The following is a 16,802-nucleotide window of genomic DNA, read 5'->3' as shown; positions in this document are numbered from 1 at the left end:
TCGGATCTGCGCGTCGATGTCGCCGACATGACGCGAAAGCCGCTGTTTGGGCCAGCGCCGAGGCTGGAGATCCTGAAGGGCATCAGCTTCACCATCCCGCGCGGCGCGGTGCTCGGCATCGTCGGCGGTTCAGGCTCGGGCAAGACAACGCTGGGGCGCACGATGGTCCGGCTTGCCGAACCGAGTGGCGGCCAGATGCTGTTCGACGGACACGACATCGCGCATCTATCCGATGCCGCGATGCGGCCGCTCAGGCCGCGCATCCAGATGATCTTCCAGGACCCGCTGTCGTCGCTCAACCCGCGCCTGACGGTCGGGCGCACGGTGGCGGCGCCACTGAATGCCAGGGCGAACGATCCACGCGTCGGCGAGGTGCTCGAACATGTCGGCCTGCCCGCCAATTTCGCGCGGCGCTATCCGCACGAACTCTCCGGTGGCCAGCGCCAGCGCGTCGGCATCGCCCGTGCCATCGCCATGCGGCCGGAATTCATCCTTGCCGACGAGATTGTCTCCGGTCTCGACGTCTCCTCGCAGGCGCAGGTACTGATGCTGCTCGAGAAACTGGTGGCGGAACTCGGCCTGACGCTCGCTTTCATCAGCCACGACCTGTCGGTGATCCGCAGGCTGTGCAGCCGCGTCATCGTGCTGCGCTCGGGTGAAATCGTCGAGGATGCCGCAACCGCCGATCTGTTCGAACGGCCGCAGCATGCCTACACGCGCGAACTGCTCGACGCCATTCCGACACCCGACCCTTCGGTGCACTGGTAGCACCGGCCCTAAAGTCCGAGAGGAGGACGATTTTTTCGTCCTCCCTGGGGATGCATGACGTCATGCCTTTCTCCCGAACCAAGAGCGGGATACACAACGGCACCACCGCATCCCTGCCGAGGACATCATGAAAATCCGTCTGTTCCGAAACGCCGCTCTGAAGATCGAAGTCGCCGGCAAGACGCTGCTGGTCGACCCGGATCTCGGCGACAAGCACAGCCGCCCCTCCTTCACCGGCCGCTCGCCGAACCCGATGGTCGACCTGCCGGCCAGCATCGAGGAAATCCTCGCAGGCGTCGACCTGGTGATCGTCTCGCATTTGCATGCCGACCACTTCGACACGGTGGCGCAGACGGTGATCGCGAAGAACCTGCCCCTGATCTGCCAGCCGGGCAATGAGGAGAAGATCCGTGGCTTCGGTTTCGAGGACGTCACCACGCTTGCCTCCGAATTCACCTGGAACGGGATCAAGCTGACCCGGCGCGACGGCAGCCACGGGCTGGGACCGGTGGTCGAGAAGATGGGTGCGGTGATCGGTTTCTCGCTGGAGGCGGCAGGCGAGCCGACGCTCTATTGGGCTGGCGATACGGTGCTCTATCCGCCGGTGACTGAGACGATCGCAGCGACGAAGCCCGACATCATCATCACCCATTCCTGCGGCGCGCGCTGGGATGGGGAACTGATCGTCATGGACGACAAGCAGACCGTGGAAGTGGCGCGCTTGGCCCCCCAGGCCAAGGTGATTGCCGTGCATATGGAGGCGCTCGACCATGCCACGATCGACCGGGCCACGCTGCGCCAGACAGCCGAAGCCGCCGGTATCGGCGCCGAACGGCTGCTGATCCCAGCCGACGGCGAAGCAGTGCGCGTCGACAAGGGTTGAAGGAAGCCGAATTCCCTCCGCCAGCAGGCATGAAGGGACTGGCCAATCGTGCCTCCAGCGCCATATTGTTCGCATATGGTTGGCGAAAACCATTCTCATGCAGAGAATGGATGCATCGCCAGAAAGCTGGAATTCCGGAGAACTGAAACGACATTCTACTGATCGCCGATCAAAGGAAATTCTTTCCTTCGACAAGAAGCGGTCGCTTCTGCGATCAGGACGCATGCCGGCAGCGATCCGGTCACGTGGTTTGGTTTGTCGCATGATCTTGATCCGAAAAGTCTGCAACTTTTCGGGATCATGCTCCAGGGAGCGTTGCGATGAGCGCGAAGGCTGAGGCAGAATTCGATGGTGCAATGAAGCGGCTGCAGCAGCCGGTCGCTTCGGTGCTCGACCTGATCGGCGAGACGCCGATCGTGGAGTTGAAAAAGTTCGATACCGGCAAGTGCCGGCTGTTCATCAAGCTGGAAAGCCAGAACCCGGGCGGCTCGATCAAGGATCGTATCGCCCGCTCCATGATCGATCAGGCCGAACGGGACGGGCGGCTGAAACGCGGCGGCGTCATCATCGAGGCGACGGCCGGTAACACCGGGCTTGGACTGGCGCAGGTCGGCATTCCGCGCGGCTACCGCATCATCCTCATCGTGCCCGACAAGATGTCGCGCGAGAAGGTGCAGCATCTGAGGGCTCTGGGCGCCGAGGTGCGGCTGACCCGCTCCGATGTCGGCAAGGGCCATCCCGAATACTACCAAGACATGGCCGAAAAACTGGCCTCTGAAATTCCTGGCGCCTTCTACGCCAACCAGTTCTCCAACCCGGCCAATCCACTGGCGCACGAGACCACGACGGGCCCGGAAATCTGGCAGCAGCTCGACGGCGATGTCGACGCCGTGGTGGTCGGCGTCGGTTCCGGCGGCACCTTGTCCGGGCTCGGCCGTTTCTTCGCTGGCGTCTCGCCCAAGACCGAGATGGTGCTGGCCGATCCGGTCGGCTCGGTGCTGGCGCCGCTGGTCAAGACCGGCGAGATGATCGAGGCCGGCAGTTGGACCGTGGAGGGCATCGGCGAGGATTTCGTGCCGCCGAACTGCGACCTGTCACTGGTCAAGAAAGCCTATTCGGTCTCCGACCGGCATTCGATGCTGGCAGTGCGGGACCTGCTTTCCAAGGAAGGCATCCTCGCCGGCTCGTCGTCCGGCACGCTGCTGTCGGCAGCGCTGCGCTACTGCCGCGAACAGAAGGTGCCGAAACGCGTCGTCACCTTCGTCTGCGACAGCGGCAACAAATATCTCTCCAAGGTGTTCGACGATTTCTGGCTGGCCGAACAAGGCCTTGCCGAGCGCGAACAGCATGGCGACCTCTCCGACCTCGTGGCCCGTTCGCATCGCGAGGGCGGCACGGTGTTCGTGGGGCCGGAGGACACGCTGCTGACCGCCTATGGCCGCATGCGGCGTGGCGACGTCTCGCAACTGCCTGTTCTGGAAGATGGCAAGCTGGTCGGCATCATCGACGAAGGCGACATCCTCGGAAAAGTCGATGGCCCTTATGACGGCCGCTGGCACCGCTTCGACCAGCCCGTGCACACGGCCATGACCGCTGAACTCCACACGCTGCAGGCCAACCAGACGCTGGACGCGCTGCTGCCGGTCTTCGACCGCAACGAAGTGGCCATCGTCTTCGACGGCGACGAATTCGTCGGCCTCATCACCCGCATCGATCTCATCAACCATCTGAGGCGCACCCGATGACCATCCAGGGCAAGAACAGGCTCGCTTTTTCGACCCGCACCATCCATGGCGGGCAGAGCCATGACCCGACCACCGGCGCCGTCATGGTGCCGATCTATGCGACCTCTACCTATGCGCAGCAGTCGCCCGGCGTGCACAAGGGCTTCGAATATGCCCGCAGCCAGAACCCGACCCGCTTCGCCTTCGAGCGCGCGGTGGCGGATCTTGAAAGCGGCTCGGCGGCCTTTGCCTACGCATCGGGCCTGGCGGCCATCGCCAATATCTTCGAGCTGCTCGACGCCGGCGCCCATATCGTCGCAACCGACGACATCTATGGCGGCACGTTCCGCCTGCTCGAACGCGTGCGCAAGCGCTCTGCCGGGTTGCAGGTGAGCTTCGCCGATTTCACCGACCTCGCCGCCGTCGAGGCAGCGATCCGGCCAGAGACCAAGCTGCTGTGGGTGGAAACGCCGACCAACCCGCTGCTGCGCGTGGTCGATCTCGCCGCCGTTGCCGCACTGGCCCGTCGCAAGGGGCTGATTGCGGTCGCTGACAACACATTCTGCAGCCCCTACATTCAGCGGCCATTGGAACTCGGCATCGATCTTGTCGTGCATTCCGTAACCAAATATCTGAACGGCCATTCCGACATGGTTGGGGGCGTCGTCGTGGTGGGCGACAATACCGAACTGCGCGACCAGTTGAAGTTCCTGCAGAATGCGGTCGGCGCCATTTCCGGGCCGTTCGACAGTTTCCTGGCGCTGCGCGGCCTGAAGACGCTGGCGCTACGCATGGAGCGGCATTCGGCCAACGGCCTGAAGATCGCGCGCTGGCTGGAAGCACGGCCGGATGTCCGCCGTGTCATCTATCCGGGATTGGAGAGCCATCCGCAGCACGATGTCGCCAAGGCGCAGATGAATGCCTTCGGTGGCATGGTCACCGTGGAGCTCGATCGCGACCTTGCCGGCACCAAACGCTTCCTCGAGCACACGCGCCTGTTCGCACTGGCCGAAAGCCTCGGCGGCGTCGAAAGCCTGATAGAACATCCGGCATTGATGACGCATGGTTCCATCCCCGCGGAAAAGCGGGCGGCCATCGGCATCTCGGATTCTCTGGTCAGACTGTCAGCCGGCATCGAAGACACCGACGACCTGATCGCCGATCTGGCGCAGGCCTTGGCGGTGTAAGCGGACTTCCCTTCTCCCCTTGTGGGAGAAGGTGGCCGAGCCAAAGGCGAGGTCGGATGAGGGGTGCTGGACGGAGTGCTCCCTTATCAGACCTCGCGTGATGCGGTGGTGCCTGACCCCAAATCGCTCGTATCTTCCAACACCCCTCATCTGTCTCGGCGCTAGGATCAATGATGTGGTGCCCTCAGCCGCGTCTCCAGCCAGCGGCTATAACGCGAGCCACCGAAGCAGAACAGGAAATAGATGACGCCCGCGACCAGATAGGCCTCGTCGTAGAAGCCAAGCCATTTCGGGTCGGTGGTCGAGGCCCTTGCCGCGTTGAGCAGGTCGAAGATGCCGATGACGGCAAGCAGCGAGGTGGCAAGCAGGAAGCCGATGGCCAGGTTGACCATGCCTGGAATGACCTGGCGCAGCGCCTGCGGCAGCACGATCAACTGCATGGTGCGCCAATAGCCGAGGCCAAGCGCCTTGGCGGCCTCTTCCTGGCCGTGCGGAATGGTCTGCAACCCTCCCCGCACCACCTCGGCGACATAGGCCGACCAGAACAAGGTGATCATGATGATGGCCCTGACCGTCTTGTCGACGAACTGCCCGCCGGGAATGGCCATCGGCAGGATCAGCATTGCGACATAAAGGATGGCCACCATCGGCGTGCCGCGCATCAGTTCGATGAACAGAACAGCCAGCGTGCGCAGACCGCCCATCTTCGAACGCCGTGCCAGCGCCAGCAGAACCGCCAGCGGAATCGAGAGTCCGAAACAGACCGACCAGACCAGCAGGGTAACCGGCAGCCCGCCCCACTGGTTGGACGGTACCGGCGATCCGGTCAGCGTGCCGGTGAGCAGCACCCAGCAGAGACCGACGACCAGCAGCCAGGCGATCAACAGCTCGCGCCGCCAGAAGCGTGGCAGGGCGGTGACGCCGAGCAGGCCGAGCAAAAGCAGGAGCGCCGCGGTCGGCCGCCATTGCAGGTCCTGCGGGTAGAAGGCGAACAGGATGAAGCGCAGTTTGGCCGTCACGAAGGCCCAGCAGGCGCCTGATGCCGCTGCGCAATCCTGCGCCGTGCCGGTCCAGGTGGCGTCGAGCACCAGCCAGCGCACCAACGGCGGCACTAGCCAGACGAGGAAGGCAAGCGTGAGCGCCGTCAGCGCCGTGTTCAACCTGGTGCCGAACAACCCGTTCCACAGCGGTTTCCAATCGAAGGAGCGGCCCATCAGCGGCAGCGAAGCGATATCGACGAGGCTCATCGCGAAACGTCTCCGCGCAGGGCGACCCTGCGATTATAGACATTCATCAGCGCCGACACCGACAGGTTCAGGACAAGATAGATGCCGATCAGGATGGCCAGCGCCTCGAAGGACTGGCCGGTGGTGTTGGCGGTGGTGTTGATGATGGATACGAGGTCCGGATAGCCGATGGCGACCGCCAGGCTGGAATCCTTGGTGAGGTCGAGATAGCTCGACGTGATCAGCGGCGTGATCACACGCAGTGCCTGCGGCAGCACGACGAGACGCATGATCTGACCCGGATGCAGGCCGAGCGCCCTCGCCGCCTCCCACTGGCCGCGCGAGACCGACTGGATGCCGGCGCGCACGATCTCGGCGATCGCTGCCGAGAATTTGACGGTGAGGCCTGCAAGCAGCGCGGCGAACTCCGGCGTCAGGCTGTAGCCACCTCGGATGTTGAAACCGCCAAGCACCGGTATGTCGAGAGACAGCGTCGCACCCGTCGCCGGGAATGCCGCCCCGGCGGCCGCCAGCAGAACGAACGTCGCGGCCAAACCGTTGCCGGACCTCAGGCGACGGCGACGATACGCGGTGTAGAGATAGAGGCCGTAGGACAAGGCGATGGCGACCAGCAGCAGAACGGTCCGGCTTGAAAACCCGTCTACGATGATGCCCGGCACGAAGACGCCGCGATTGGACAGGAACAGCGCGTTGAAGGCCGACAACGCCTGCCTTGGCGGCGGAAAGGATTTGGCGAGCGCGATCCAGAAGAACAGTTGCAACAGCAGAGGCGTGTTGCGGATCAGTTCGACGTACCAGCGCACGAGCGTCGCCAGCAGCAGATTGCCGGACAGGCCCGCTACACCCAGTGCCACGCCCAGAATGGTTGCCAGAACGCAGCCAAGCACGGCCACTTTGACGGTGTTGATGAGGCCGGCAAGGATTGCCCAGACGTAGAGATCGCCCGCCTTGAAGGCGATGACGCTCTCGCCGATCTCGAAATTGGCCGACCGTTCGAGAAAGCCGAAGCCCGGCGTGACGCCGATGCGCCTCATGGTGTCGGCGACATTGGCGCCCAGCAGCCAGAACAAAGCGACGACCGCGACGAAGACGGCAAGCTGGATGAAGGGCCGCGGCCCCCACCAGCCGGCCAGCCGGCTCAGCAGGCCGGGCCGATCGCGGCCCGGCACGATTTCGGTCGTCGCCATGGTTCGGAAAGCTCGGTCAGCTCAGCGGAAGGGCGGCGAATAGAGCAGGCCGCCGTTCGACCACAGATTGTTGTAGCCGCGTTCCCAGCCGAGCGGCTTCAGGTTGCGGTCGAAGATCTCGCCGTAATTGCCCACCGTCTTGATGATGTTGTAGGCCCATTTCGGATCGAGATTGGTGGCCTGCGCCAGCGAAGGATCGACGCCGAGGAAGCGCTGGATCGCCGGATCTTCCGACTTCAGGAACTCATCGACATTCTTCGAGGTGATGCCCCATTCCTCGGCCTGGATGGTGACGTTGACGGTCCAGTTGACCAGTTCCTGCCAGCGGTCGTCGCCACCGGCGATGGCCGGAGCCAGCGGCTCCTTGGACAGGCGCTCCGGCAGGATGACGTAGTCATCCGGCTTCTTCAGCTGGGTACGCTTGCCGACAAGATCGGAGCTGTCCTGCGTGATCGCATCGACGCGGCCGGATTCCAGCGCGTTGATGAATTCGCCGGTCTCCTCGATGGTCACCGGCGTGAACTTCTTGCCGGTCTTGCGGAAGAAGTCGGCGATGTTCAGCTCGCCGGTGGTGCCGCTCTGCACGCCAATGGTGGCGCCATCGAGTTCCGCTGCCTTGGTCACGCCGAGGTCCTTGCGGACCAGGATGCCCTGCCCGTCATAAAATACGGTCGGGCCGAAGTGGAAACCCAGTTGCAGGGCACGGGCGATGGTCACCGTCACGCCCGACAGCAGGATGTCGAACTCGCCGGCCTGGAGTGCCGGCAGGCGCTGCTGCGGCGAGGAGTTGGTGAACTCGACCTTGTCCGGCGTGCCGAACACGGTGATGGAAAGCGCCTTGCCGTAGTCGACGAAGAAGCCCTTCCACTGGCCGTCGTCGCCCGGCGCGAAGAAGCCTGGGGTGGTGCCGACGCCGACCTTGATTGCGCCGCGCTGCTTGATCTTATCCAGCGTTGGGCCGGCATCGGCCACGCTTGAAAACGCGGTCGCAGCCACGACCAGCGACGCCGCCACCGCACGGCGCCACAGGCCGCCGGGTTGCGATAAAAATGTCATCTCGATAACTCCTGATCTGTAACAGGCCGACCCGAAACGATCGCGCTCAGCCCCCTTTCGCCGACCCTGACAAACGGTAACTCCATAAAATTTGTAGACTAAGGAACGACAATCCAAAATTGCGGCGTTCCGGGAAGCGCTTTGCCGAAAAACGGCGGCTTTGGAGGTGGAAGCGGCGCGCCTCCTCTTTGCGAAAAAAAGCGGCCGGGCAGAACCCGGCCGAGGTGAGAGGATGTGGGATGCGGGTCAGGCGGCTACCGAAGCGAAGCCGCTTTCGAGCAGGTCGGCATAATGTCGCTTGGCGACATCTGGATGCGAACGCAGGCGGCTCTTCAACACATTGGTGCCGACATTGCGGAACAGCGGATTCTCGGGATCGCTGGCCGGTCCTCGCGCTTCCTCCGCCAGATTGGGGGGCAGGTCGAGCAGCGGAATGGAAGCATCCAGCCGCGCACTGAAGAAGAACGGCACCGACAGCCGTTCGACACCGGTGGGTGGCGTGACGACACGATGCACCGTGGCGCGCAGATAGCCGTTTGAAGCCAGTTCCAGCAGTTCGCCGATGTTGACGACCAGCGTGCCGGCGATCGGATCGACCGGCACCCAGCGCTCGTCATATTCGACCTGCAGGCCCTCATTGTGGTCCTGCAGCAACAGGGTCAGGAAGCCGCCATCCTTGTGCGCGCCGACGCCTTGCTCGCTGCCCGTGAGATCGCGGCCGGGATAGCGCACGATCTTCATGCGGTGGTTGGGTTCACCGGCATAGATGGCGTCGAAGGCATTCTCCGGCTGCTCGAGCGACAGCGCGAAAGCCTTGAGCAGACGGATCGCCACGTCGGTCACCTGCGCCTGCCAGGCCAGCAGCGCCGGCTTCAGATCCGGATAGAGCCGTGGCCATTGGTTCGGCCCCTGCAGGCGCGTCCATGCGGCGGTGCCCGGCTTCTGTGCGATCGCCTCGCGCTCGACCCCGATGTCGAGCTGTTCGCGCCAGTCCGCCTTGCCGCGCGTCAGCTCACCGCCGGTGCGCGTGTAACCGCGAAACTGCGGCGAGTTGACCATGGCGATCTTGAGCTTTTCGTCCTCCGGCAGTTCGAAGAAACGCTTCGCCGAAGCGAGCACGCCTTCGATCTCGCTGACCGCGATACCGTGGCCGGCCAGATAGAAGAACCCGACATCGCGGGCCGCCGACCTGAGGTCCGCCAAGAAGGTGCGCCGTTCCGATGCGCCCTGCTCCAAGCGGCTCAGATCGAGCACAGGTACGATTCTGGTCATGTTCGGGATTCCTCCGGTCTGTCCGTGTTGCCGAAAAACCCACCCGCCAAGATTGCGATCGCCGCCGCGGCCACCCCAAGCCACAGCAGGTCAGCCGAATACCGTTTGATGCCGAGAAAATGCCAATCCTTGCACAGCGCCATCGCCAGCGAGCAACGGTCCGACGTGTAGAGGAGACACGGCAGCGTGCGCGCAGCGGAAAAACCCGTGTTTGCCATCACCTGCGCATAGACGACGGCCCACCACAGGACGCTGAGCGCAACCAGAAGAACGCTGGCGAGTTCGAGCCACGGCAAGACAGTTCTGGCCATTCTTCTCGACTGAACGCTCATTTCGCGTACCCCAGTCACATGCTCTAGGCGGCCTTCAGTTCCTGTTCGCCGACGGCGCCGTCGAGTGCCTGCTCGAGATCGCGGATGATGTCGTCGGGATGTTCGATGCCGACCGATAGCCGCACGTAGCCCGGTGTCACACCGGAGGAGAGCTGATCCTCGGCAGAGAGCTGCGAATGCGTGGTCGTGGAAGGGTGGATGGCTAATGAACGGGCGTCGCCGATGTTGGCGACATGGTAGAAGAGCTTCAACCCGTTGATGAAACTGCGGCCGGCTTCACGTCCGTCCTTCAGCTCGAAGCCTACCAGCGCACCATAGTTTCCAGCCCGGAAATAGGCATCGGCGCGACGCTTGTCCTCGCCCTCCTGGTAGCGAGGGAAGATGACCGAGTCCACCTTGGGGTGGCCCTTCAGATATTCGGCGACCTTGAGCGCGTTCTCATTGTGCTGGCGGATGCGCAGCGGCAAGGTCTCCAGCCCCTGCAGGAGCTGGAAGGCGTTGAACGGGCTGATCGCCGCACCGACATCGCGCAACAGCACGGTGCGGATGCGCAGCACGTAGGCAACCGGTCCGAGCGGCTTGGCCGCTTCCACCCAGATCTTGCCGTGATAGCTCGCGTCCGGCTGGGTCAGCGTCGGGAAGCGGCCCGCATGCTCTTCCCAAGGGAAATTGCCACCGTCGATGACGATACCACCGATCGAAGTGCCATGGCCGCCAATATATTTGGTAGCCGAATAGACGACGACCGCCGCGCCGTGTTCGAACGGCCGGATGATCAGGGGAGCAGCCGTGTTGTCGACGATCAGCGGCACGCCGAGCGAGCGACCGATCTCCGCAACCTCCTTGATCGGGAAGACCTGCAACTTCGGATTGGGCAGCGATTCCGCGTAGTAGGCGCGGGTGCGCTCATCGGTGGCGCGGCGGAAATTCTCCGGATCCGACGCATCGACAAAACGTACCTCGACGCCGAAATGCTTGAGCGTGGCCGCAAACAGCGCCCAGGTACCACCGTAGAGGCCGGTGGAAGAAACGATGTTGTCGCCTGCGCCGGCAAGGTTCAGCACCGAATAGGCAGACGCTGCCTGCCCCGACGACAGAAGCAGCGCCGCGGCACCGCCTTCCAGGGCGGCGATGCGCTGCTCGAAGGCATCCTGCGTCGGATTGGAGACGCGGGTGTAGATGTGGCCGACTTCATCCAGCGAGAACAACCGGTCGGCATGATTGGTGTCCTGGAACTGGTAGGACGTGGTCTGGTAGATCGGCACCGCCACGGCACCCGTGGCGGGATCGGCGCGCCAGCCCCCGCCATGCAGCGCGAGCGTTTCGGCAGAGAAATTTTCCAGCGTCATGTCGTCTGCTCCTTGTTTCGGTCAGTGAGGTTGGCGGTTCAGGCGGCGGGCGCGGCCTCAGTGCGTGCCTGGGCAGCGAGAAGATCGGCATGATGGCGCGCGGCGACATCCGGATGCGAGCGCAGCCGGCTTTTCAGCGTGTTCTGGCCCGAGTTGCGAAACAGCGGGTTGTGCGGATCGCGCGTGATGCCGCCGGCCTGCGCCTTGAGGTGAGAAGGCAGATCGAGCAGCGGCACTTCGGCGTCGAACGGCGCACCGAGGAAAAAGGCGACCGACAGCCTATCCGTGCCGGCGGGCGGCGTGACGACGCGATGCACGGTCGCCTTCAGATAGCCGTCGGTGACCAGTTCCAGCAGCTCGCCTATGTTGACGACGAAGGTGCCCTGGCGCGGCTCGGCTTCGATCCAGCGGCCATCCTCCGTTTCAACCTCCAGGCCTTTCTGCCTTTCCTGGAGCAGCAAAGTGAGGAAGCCGCTGTCTTTGTGCGCGCCGACACCCTGTTCGCTTCCGGTGGCATCGCGGCCGGGATAACGGATGATCTTGATCAGATGATTGGGCTGGCCGGCATAGATGGCCTCGAACACGTCGCGGTCCTGCTCCAGCGCCACAGCGAAAGCCTTGAGCAGGCGCGTCGCCAGCCTGGTCAGCTCGGACTGCCATTCGAGCAGGATCGGCTTCAATTCCGGCAGCGCACCCGGCCACAGGTTCGGCCCCTGCAGCCGGGTCCATGCCGGCTGGTCCTTGCCGAACGCCAGCGCCGGCGCTTCGGAGCCGATGTCTATCTGTTCGCGCCAGTCGCGCTGGCCCTGGGTGAGCTCCTGGCCGACGCGGTTGTAGCCGCGGAAATGCGGCGAGTTGACCATTTCGATCTCCAGCTTATCGGCTTCCGGCAGCGCGAAGAAGCGGCGCGAGGACGCCAGCACGTCATCGATCAGGCTTTGCGGGATGCCGTGGCCGGAGAGGTAGAAGAAGCCGACATCGCGGGAAGCGCGCTTCAACTGGCTGAGGAACGCGGTCGGATCGGTTTCAAACAGCGAGAAATCCAGAACCGGAATGGATTGGATGGCGGTCGTCTTGCTCACTTTCAGGCCCTCTTGGCAGGTCCCTAAGCGTGGCAATGGCATGGGCAAAATCAAAGGAACGACCATCCCTTTGACACCGGAACGCGAAAAATCCCGCGTGCCGAGCCCCGCGATCGGCGCGATTTTTTGCTAACCCTACAAAATTCGTAGACTAAAGAGGCAGAACCCGCATGACGCCCGAAACACCAACGGCATCACGCCTGATCGGCGCGCTCATCATCGATGAGGATGCGCTCGGCACTGCCGTCGAGGTCCTCATACTGGCCACTGCGCAATGCCCACAGGAAGGCGACGAGGCCGGCTCCGCCCAGCAAAAGCGCCACCGGGATGAGGATGACGAGATTGCTCATTGCACCGGCCTTTCGATCAGCCTGGCCGGAACGGCAACACGTGATCCCTCCTCGGCAACCGAACGGCCGCTGGCCAGCCGCATGGCGTTGGCGATGACGATGATCGACGACAGCGACATGGCAATCGCTGCAATCAGCGGGGTGACATAGCCGAAGATAGCGATCGGGACTGCGACGAAATTATAGGCGATGGCGAAGGCAAGGTTCTGCCGGATCAGCCTGCCTGCCTTGCGGGAAATGTCCAGCGCGAAGGGGATCACCGTGAGGCTTTCACGCAGGAAGACGAAGTCGGCAGCGTTGCGGCCGATGTCGGCGGCAGTCGCCGGCGCCATCGAGACATGGGCGGCAGCCAGGGCAGGCGCATCGTTCAATCCATCGCCAACCATCAGAACCTTGCGGCCCTTGCCGGCAAACGCCGCTATACGCGCCACCTTTTCACCCGGCAACATCCCGGAACGATAGGCATCGATGCCGGCCTGTGCGGCGATTACTTTTGCGTTGGCGCTGTGGTCGCCGGTCAGCATCTCCACCACCAGCCCCTGCCCCGCCAGACCGGCCACTGTCTCGGCGGCACCCGCACGCAATCGATCCTCGCAGACAAAACTGGCGCGTAGAACGCCGTCGCGCGACAGGACCGTATCCACCGCCTCGGCGCCATCCTTCAGTGCCCATTGCGCGCGGCCGAGCCGCCAGACGGAACCATTCATTGACGCCTCCAGTCCGAAACCGGGCACTTCGCTAACCGCATCCAGAAGGTGAGGCTGCATCGACGCGCCGGGATTGGCTTCCGTGATGGCACGCGCGACGGGATGCCTGGAATGCGCGGCCAGCTGTGCGGCAATCACCATATCGGCGGGTCTTATCCGTTCGCCGTTCGCCAACCTGAGCGCGCCGAGCGTCAAGGTGCCGGTCTTGTCGAAAACAACCGTGTCGATGCCGGCGAGCCGCTCCATGGCAGAGCCGTCCTTGACCATGATGCCCTGTTCGAACAGGCGGCGGGCGGCCACCACCTGCACGATCGGCACGGCCAGGCCGAGCGCGCAGGGGCAGGTGATGATGAGCACGGCAATGGCGATGATCATCGCCCGGTGCCAGTCGCCCGAAACGAGCAGCCAGCCTAAGAAGGTGAGTAGCGCCGTCAGATGCACGACGGGAGCATAAAGCGCTGATGCCCTGTCGGCGATGCGACGGTAGAGTGCCCGCCCGCCTTCCGCGGCTTCCATCAGGCGTACCATTTCGGCGAGGAAGGAATCTTTTGCCGCGGCAGTTGCTTCCACCGTCAGCGCGCCGGTGAGGTTCAAGGTACCGGCCTGCAGCATCGCGCCCCTGTCGACCGCTTCCGGCTCGCTTTCGCCACTAACCAGCGAACGATCGACTTCGGAAGCCCCCTTCATGACCAACGCGTCGACCGGTACGCGCTCCCCGGCGGCGACGAGGATCACGTCGCCCTTGGCGATCTCCTCGACTGGCACGTAGCTCAGCGTACCGTCGCCGGCAACAACGGTGGCGCCGCGGGCGGCCAGGCGCCTCAGGCCACTCACAGCGGTGCGTGCCTTCTCGCGCATGACGTGGTCGAGCGTGCGGCCGATCAGCAGGAAGAACAGCAATGAGACCGACGCGTCGAAATAAGCATGCGGACCATGGTTGATCGTCTCATAGAGGCTGAGACCATAGGCCAGCGTGATGCCGATAGCGATCGGTACATCCATGTTCATGCGGCCGTGGCTCAGCGCGCTCCAAGCCGAGCGGAAGTAGATGCGGCCGGCGAAGACGAGCGCGGGGATGGCGATCAGCGCCGAGACCCAGTGGAACAGGTCGCGCGTCGCATCCGTCGCGCCGGACCAGACAGAGACCGACAACAGCATGATGTTGGTTGCGGCAAAACCGGCGATGGCGACAGCCCGGATCAACTCTGCCAGTACAGGGTCCTTGCCGTTGTCGTTTTCGCGGTCGAACAGATGCGCCTCATAGCCAACTCCGGACAGCGTAGCGACCAGCGGTGGAAACTCCCCTTCGCGCAGCCGCACCGAAACCCGCTTGGTCGAGAGGTTCACGCGCGCGCCGGCCACGCCCGGCAGTTTCTGCAGGGCGGTCTCGATGGTACGGATGCAGGCGCCGCAGTGGACGCCGGGGACGGCGAAGTCGACCTGTGCAAGGCCGCCACCGAGCGAACGGCTTGCCAGCCTGATCTCATCGGCTGATGGAGCGCCCGAGCGGTCCAGCTCAAGCGAAGATTCGACGCCCGGTGCGCAGCAGCTCATTGGACTGCCCCATTGCGAACGAACACACGCTGCACCTGTCGATAAGGCAAGGCGCGGCCGACGTCGGCATCCACCTCGACGATCCATGCGCCATCGCGCACGGCTAGCCGCGTGCTGAAGGCTCCGCCCCGTTCCGGCTTGAGTTCGATCGTGCGGTCCTCGGCATCGTAAGCGGGATGGCGGAAGGCCACCTTCACGCTGACAGGCAGAACCGGTTTGCCGACGGCATCGACCAGTACGTAGCGGATCGCGCCGTCCGTGACCGTCAGCGTGCCTTGCCAATGCAGCGCCGCCTGTGCGCGTCCCTCTTCCGCCTTCCTGTTGAACTGCTGGCTGGCGACATAGCTGTTCTGCACGACAAGCCCTGTCCAGCTCAACCGCGCCAGCGTGGCCATCGTCATGTTGACGGCGATGATGACGCCGAAGAAGGTGAGTATGATCACCAGCATATGCCGGCCAGTGAACTCGCCGGTGGAGCGACGGCGCATGATCATCTCGATGCCTCCGGAGCGATGAAGTTGGCGTCGTAGTTGGCGGTCTCTATGCCCGCGGCGTCCCTGGCGACGAAACGGAAGGGCGTGCTTCCCGGCCGCATCAGGTCTCGCGGTTGCCGCACAAAGATCTTGAGCGACTTCAGCCGGTCCGGCTCGACCTCGACGGCGAGCGTTTCGCCTTCCATCGGCTCGGTGCCGACTGCATTCATGGCGCCCCCTTGCAAACCTTCCAGCGTGATCCGGATGGTGCGCGGTTCGGGGATCATGTTGAGCAGCTTGACGGTATAGCCGTTACGAATGGCACCATCCGCAAGCACCACGAATTGCGGGTTGCGGTCATGCAGGACGTTGAGCTGCAGCCGTTCGCGCGTCAGCAAGGCATAGAGCATGGCAAGGCCGACCAGCGCCCACACAGCGGTGTAGACGAAGGTGCGCGGCCTGAAGATCTTGCCGAGATGGAACTGGGCGACCTTGTCCGAAAGGCGACCGCCCGGCTGCCTGACCAGGGCCGGTTCGATGGCATGCGCGCCATTGCCGGTGGCGAGCGCCATGTTGGCATTGTAGTCATTCAGCGTCGCGTAGGCGATCAGGCCGCGCTCCTTGCCGATCTTGTCCATGACGCTGTCGCAGGCGTCGATGCAGAGCGCACAGGTGATGCATTCGAGCTGCTGGCCATCGCGGATATCGATGCCCATCGGGCAGACGGCGACACAGGCGTTGCAGTCGACGCAATCGCCGACGCTCTCGCCGGCCGCCGCCGCTTTCTTGGCATGACGCGAGCGCGGTTCGCCGCGCCAGTCATTGTAAGTGACCGTGAGCGAATTCTCGTCGAGCATCGCGGCCTGGATGCGCGGCCACGGGCACATATAGGTGCAGACCTGCTCACGCATCAGCCCGCCGAAGACGTAGGTCGTGGCGGTCAGCACGGCTATGGTCAAGTAGGCAATGGCAGCCGCCTGTCCGGTCAGCACTTCGCCGAGCAGCGTCGGCGCATCGGCGAAATAGAAGATCCAGGCGCCACCAGTCGCGATTGCGATGAGCAGCCAGACTGTGTGCTTTGCCGCGCGCTTGACCATCTTGCTAACCGACCAGGGAGCGCCGTCCAGCTTGATGCGGGCATTGCGATCGCCCTCGATGGCCCGCTCGACCACCAGGAAGAGATCCACCCAGACCGTCTGCGGGCAGGTATAGCCGCACCAGGCGCGGCCCACCGTCGAGGTGATCAGGAACAGGCCGATGCCCGCCATCACCAGCAGGCCGGCAACGAAGAAGAACTCCTGCGGCCAGATCTCGATGAAGAAGAAATAGAAGCGGCGGTTGGCGAGATCGACCAGCACGGCCTGGTCGGGGGCATAGGGGCCGCGATCCCAGCGCAGCCATGGCGTCAAATAGTAGATGCCCAGCGTGATCGCCATGACGATCCACTTGAAGCGGCGGAACTGGCCGGAAGCACGCTTGGGAAAGATCTTCCTGCGCGCCGCATAGAGAGGTTGGCGGACCCTGGCGGAATTGACCGCCTCCGCTTCCAGCCGTTCGACCTCTCCAACATCAAGCATCACGCATTCCCACGCTTCTCACCCTGCATGCGCTTGCCAGGGCGGATTTGCCTT

The 16,802-nt window shown here is 63.7% G+C and carries 15 protein-coding genes; 4 read left to right on the top strand and 11 right to left on the bottom strand.

Features of this window, described 5'->3' with window-relative positions:
* Positions 1-27 precede the first annotated feature (27 nt).
* The 4 genes from ACFWXH_RS00270 to ACFWXH_RS00255 all read left to right on the top strand — a co-directional run bounded on the left by ACFWXH_RS00270 (position 28) and on the right by ACFWXH_RS00255 (position 4,562).
* Complete coding sequence (locus ACFWXH_RS00270) at positions 28-768, top strand: ATP-binding cassette domain-containing protein (protein WP_379118887.1); 741 nt, start codon at positions 28-30, stop codon at positions 766-768.
* A gap of 127 nt (positions 769-895) precedes the next feature.
* Positions 896-1,651, top strand: coding sequence for an MBL fold metallo-hydrolase (locus ACFWXH_RS00265; protein WP_379116492.1), 756 nt, complete (start codon positions 896-898; stop codon positions 1,649-1,651).
* A gap of 356 nt (positions 1,652-2,007) precedes the next feature.
* The gene (locus tag ACFWXH_RS00260; RefSeq protein ID WP_379118885.1) at positions 2,008-3,396 is read left to right on the top strand and encodes a pyridoxal-phosphate dependent enzyme; all 1,389 of its coding nucleotides are present in this window, start codon (positions 2,008-2,010) and stop codon (positions 3,394-3,396) included.
* Positions 3,393-4,562, top strand: coding sequence for a trans-sulfuration enzyme family protein (locus ACFWXH_RS00255; RefSeq protein ID WP_379116490.1), 1,170 nt, complete (start codon positions 3,393-3,395; stop codon positions 4,560-4,562). The genes ACFWXH_RS00260 and ACFWXH_RS00255 overlap by 4 nt, the downstream gene beginning before the upstream one ends.
* A 167-nt stretch (positions 4,563-4,729) precedes the next feature.
* Here the strand turns inward: ACFWXH_RS00255 and ACFWXH_RS00250 are convergent, their stop codons facing one another.
* The 11 genes from ACFWXH_RS00250 to ccoG all read right to left on the bottom strand — a co-directional run bounded on the left by ACFWXH_RS00250 (position 4,730) and on the right by ccoG (position 16,748).
* On the bottom strand, positions 4,730-5,809 hold the full coding sequence (locus tag ACFWXH_RS00250; RefSeq protein WP_379116488.1) for an amino acid ABC transporter permease: 1,080 nt from the start codon (positions 5,807-5,809) through the stop codon (positions 4,730-4,732).
* Complete coding sequence (locus tag ACFWXH_RS00245) at positions 5,806-6,996, bottom strand: amino acid ABC transporter permease (RefSeq protein ID WP_379116486.1); 1,191 nt, start codon at positions 6,994-6,996, stop codon at positions 5,806-5,808. Before ACFWXH_RS00245 ends, ACFWXH_RS00250 begins: the two co-directional genes overlap by 4 nt.
* 21 nt (positions 6,997-7,017) lie before the next feature.
* Positions 7,018-8,052 (bottom strand): amino acid ABC transporter substrate-binding protein, encoded by a 1,035-nt coding sequence (locus ACFWXH_RS00240; RefSeq protein ID WP_054309387.1) that lies wholly within the window; start codon positions 8,050-8,052, stop codon positions 7,018-7,020.
* Between the two features lie 246 nt (positions 8,053-8,298).
* Complete coding sequence (locus ACFWXH_RS00235; RefSeq protein WP_379116484.1) at positions 8,299-9,324, bottom strand: isopenicillin N synthase family dioxygenase; 1,026 nt, start codon at positions 9,322-9,324, stop codon at positions 8,299-8,301.
* The gene (locus tag ACFWXH_RS00230; RefSeq protein ID WP_379116482.1) at positions 9,321-9,635 is read right to left on the bottom strand and encodes a hypothetical protein; all 315 of its coding nucleotides are present in this window, start codon (positions 9,633-9,635) and stop codon (positions 9,321-9,323) included. The genes ACFWXH_RS00235 and ACFWXH_RS00230 overlap by 4 nt, the downstream gene beginning before the upstream one ends.
* 44 nt (positions 9,636-9,679) lie before the next feature.
* Complete coding sequence (locus tag ACFWXH_RS00225; RefSeq protein ID WP_379116480.1) at positions 9,680-11,005, bottom strand: O-acetylhomoserine aminocarboxypropyltransferase/cysteine synthase family protein; 1,326 nt, start codon at positions 11,003-11,005, stop codon at positions 9,680-9,682.
* Positions 11,006-11,043: 38 nt separating this feature from the next.
* Positions 11,044-12,087, bottom strand: a complete 1,044-nt coding sequence (locus ACFWXH_RS00220; RefSeq protein WP_379116478.1) for an isopenicillin N synthase family dioxygenase — start codon at positions 12,085-12,087, stop codon at positions 11,044-11,046.
* Between the two features lie 194 nt (positions 12,088-12,281).
* Positions 12,282-12,437 (bottom strand): cbb3-type cytochrome oxidase assembly protein CcoS, encoded by a 156-nt coding sequence (gene ccoS / locus ACFWXH_RS00215; RefSeq protein WP_379116476.1) that lies wholly within the window; start codon positions 12,435-12,437, stop codon positions 12,282-12,284.
* The gene (locus ACFWXH_RS00210; RefSeq protein WP_379116473.1) at positions 12,434-14,698 is read right to left on the bottom strand and encodes a cation-translocating P-type ATPase; all 2,265 of its coding nucleotides are present in this window, start codon (positions 14,696-14,698) and stop codon (positions 12,434-12,436) included. The genes ccoS and ACFWXH_RS00210 overlap by 4 nt, the downstream gene beginning before the upstream one ends.
* Complete coding sequence (locus ACFWXH_RS00205) at positions 14,695-15,192, bottom strand: FixH family protein (protein WP_379116472.1); 498 nt, start codon at positions 15,190-15,192, stop codon at positions 14,695-14,697. The genes ACFWXH_RS00210 and ACFWXH_RS00205 overlap by 4 nt, the downstream gene beginning before the upstream one ends.
* The gene (ccoG, locus tag ACFWXH_RS00200; RefSeq protein ID WP_379116470.1) at positions 15,189-16,748 is read right to left on the bottom strand and encodes a cytochrome c oxidase accessory protein CcoG; all 1,560 of its coding nucleotides are present in this window, start codon (positions 16,746-16,748) and stop codon (positions 15,189-15,191) included. Before ccoG ends, ACFWXH_RS00205 begins: the two co-directional genes overlap by 4 nt.
* Positions 16,749-16,802: the final 54 nt, after the last annotated feature.

Origin of the sequence: Mesorhizobium sp. NPDC059054, assembly GCF_042739215.1 — a bacterium.
Classification (GTDB): domain Bacteria; phylum Pseudomonadota; class Alphaproteobacteria; order Rhizobiales; family Rhizobiaceae; genus Mesorhizobium.
Note: the sequence above shows the minus strand (reverse complement) of the source record. Positions and strands in the feature narration are given on the sequence as shown.

Coding starts and splice junctions, on each gene's coding strand:
- ACFWXH_RS00270 (WP_379118887.1), top strand. CDS start 28: ATGACGCGAAAGCCGCTGTTTGGGCCAGCGCCGAGGCTGGAGATCCTG.
- ACFWXH_RS00265 (WP_379116492.1), top strand. CDS start 896: ATGAAAATCCGTCTGTTCCGAAACGCCGCTCTGAAGATCGAAGTCGCC.
- ACFWXH_RS00260 (WP_379118885.1), top strand. CDS start 2,008: ATGAAGCGGCTGCAGCAGCCGGTCGCTTCGGTGCTCGACCTGATCGGC.
- ACFWXH_RS00255 (WP_379116490.1), top strand. CDS start 3,393: ATGACCATCCAGGGCAAGAACAGGCTCGCTTTTTCGACCCGCACCATC.
- ACFWXH_RS00250 (WP_379116488.1), bottom strand. CDS start 5,809: ATGAGCCTCGTCGATATCGCTTCGCTGCCGCTGATGGGCCGCTCCTTC.
- ACFWXH_RS00245 (WP_379116486.1), bottom strand. CDS start 6,996: ATGGCGACGACCGAAATCGTGCCGGGCCGCGATCGGCCCGGCCTGCTG.
- ACFWXH_RS00240 (WP_054309387.1), bottom strand. CDS start 8,052: ATGACATTTTTATCGCAACCCGGCGGCCTGTGGCGCCGTGCGGTGGCG.
- ACFWXH_RS00235 (WP_379116484.1), bottom strand. CDS start 9,324: ATGACCAGAATCGTACCTGTGCTCGATCTGAGCCGCTTGGAGCAGGGC.
- ACFWXH_RS00230 (WP_379116482.1), bottom strand. CDS start 9,635: ATGGCCAGAACTGTCTTGCCGTGGCTCGAACTCGCCAGCGTTCTTCTG.
- ACFWXH_RS00225 (WP_379116480.1), bottom strand. CDS start 11,005: ATGACGCTGGAAAATTTCTCTGCCGAAACGCTCGCGCTGCATGGCGGG.
- ccoS (WP_379116476.1), bottom strand. CDS start 12,437: ATGAGCAATCTCGTCATCCTCATCCCGGTGGCGCTTTTGCTGGGCGGA.
- ACFWXH_RS00210 (WP_379116473.1), bottom strand. CDS start 14,698: ATGAGCTGCTGCGCACCGGGCGTCGAATCTTCGCTTGAGCTGGACCGC.
- ACFWXH_RS00205 (WP_379116472.1), bottom strand. CDS start 15,192: ATGATCATGCGCCGTCGCTCCACCGGCGAGTTCACTGGCCGGCATATG.
- ccoG (WP_379116470.1), bottom strand. CDS start 16,748: ATGCTTGATGTTGGAGAGGTCGAACGGCTGGAAGCGGAGGCGGTCAAT.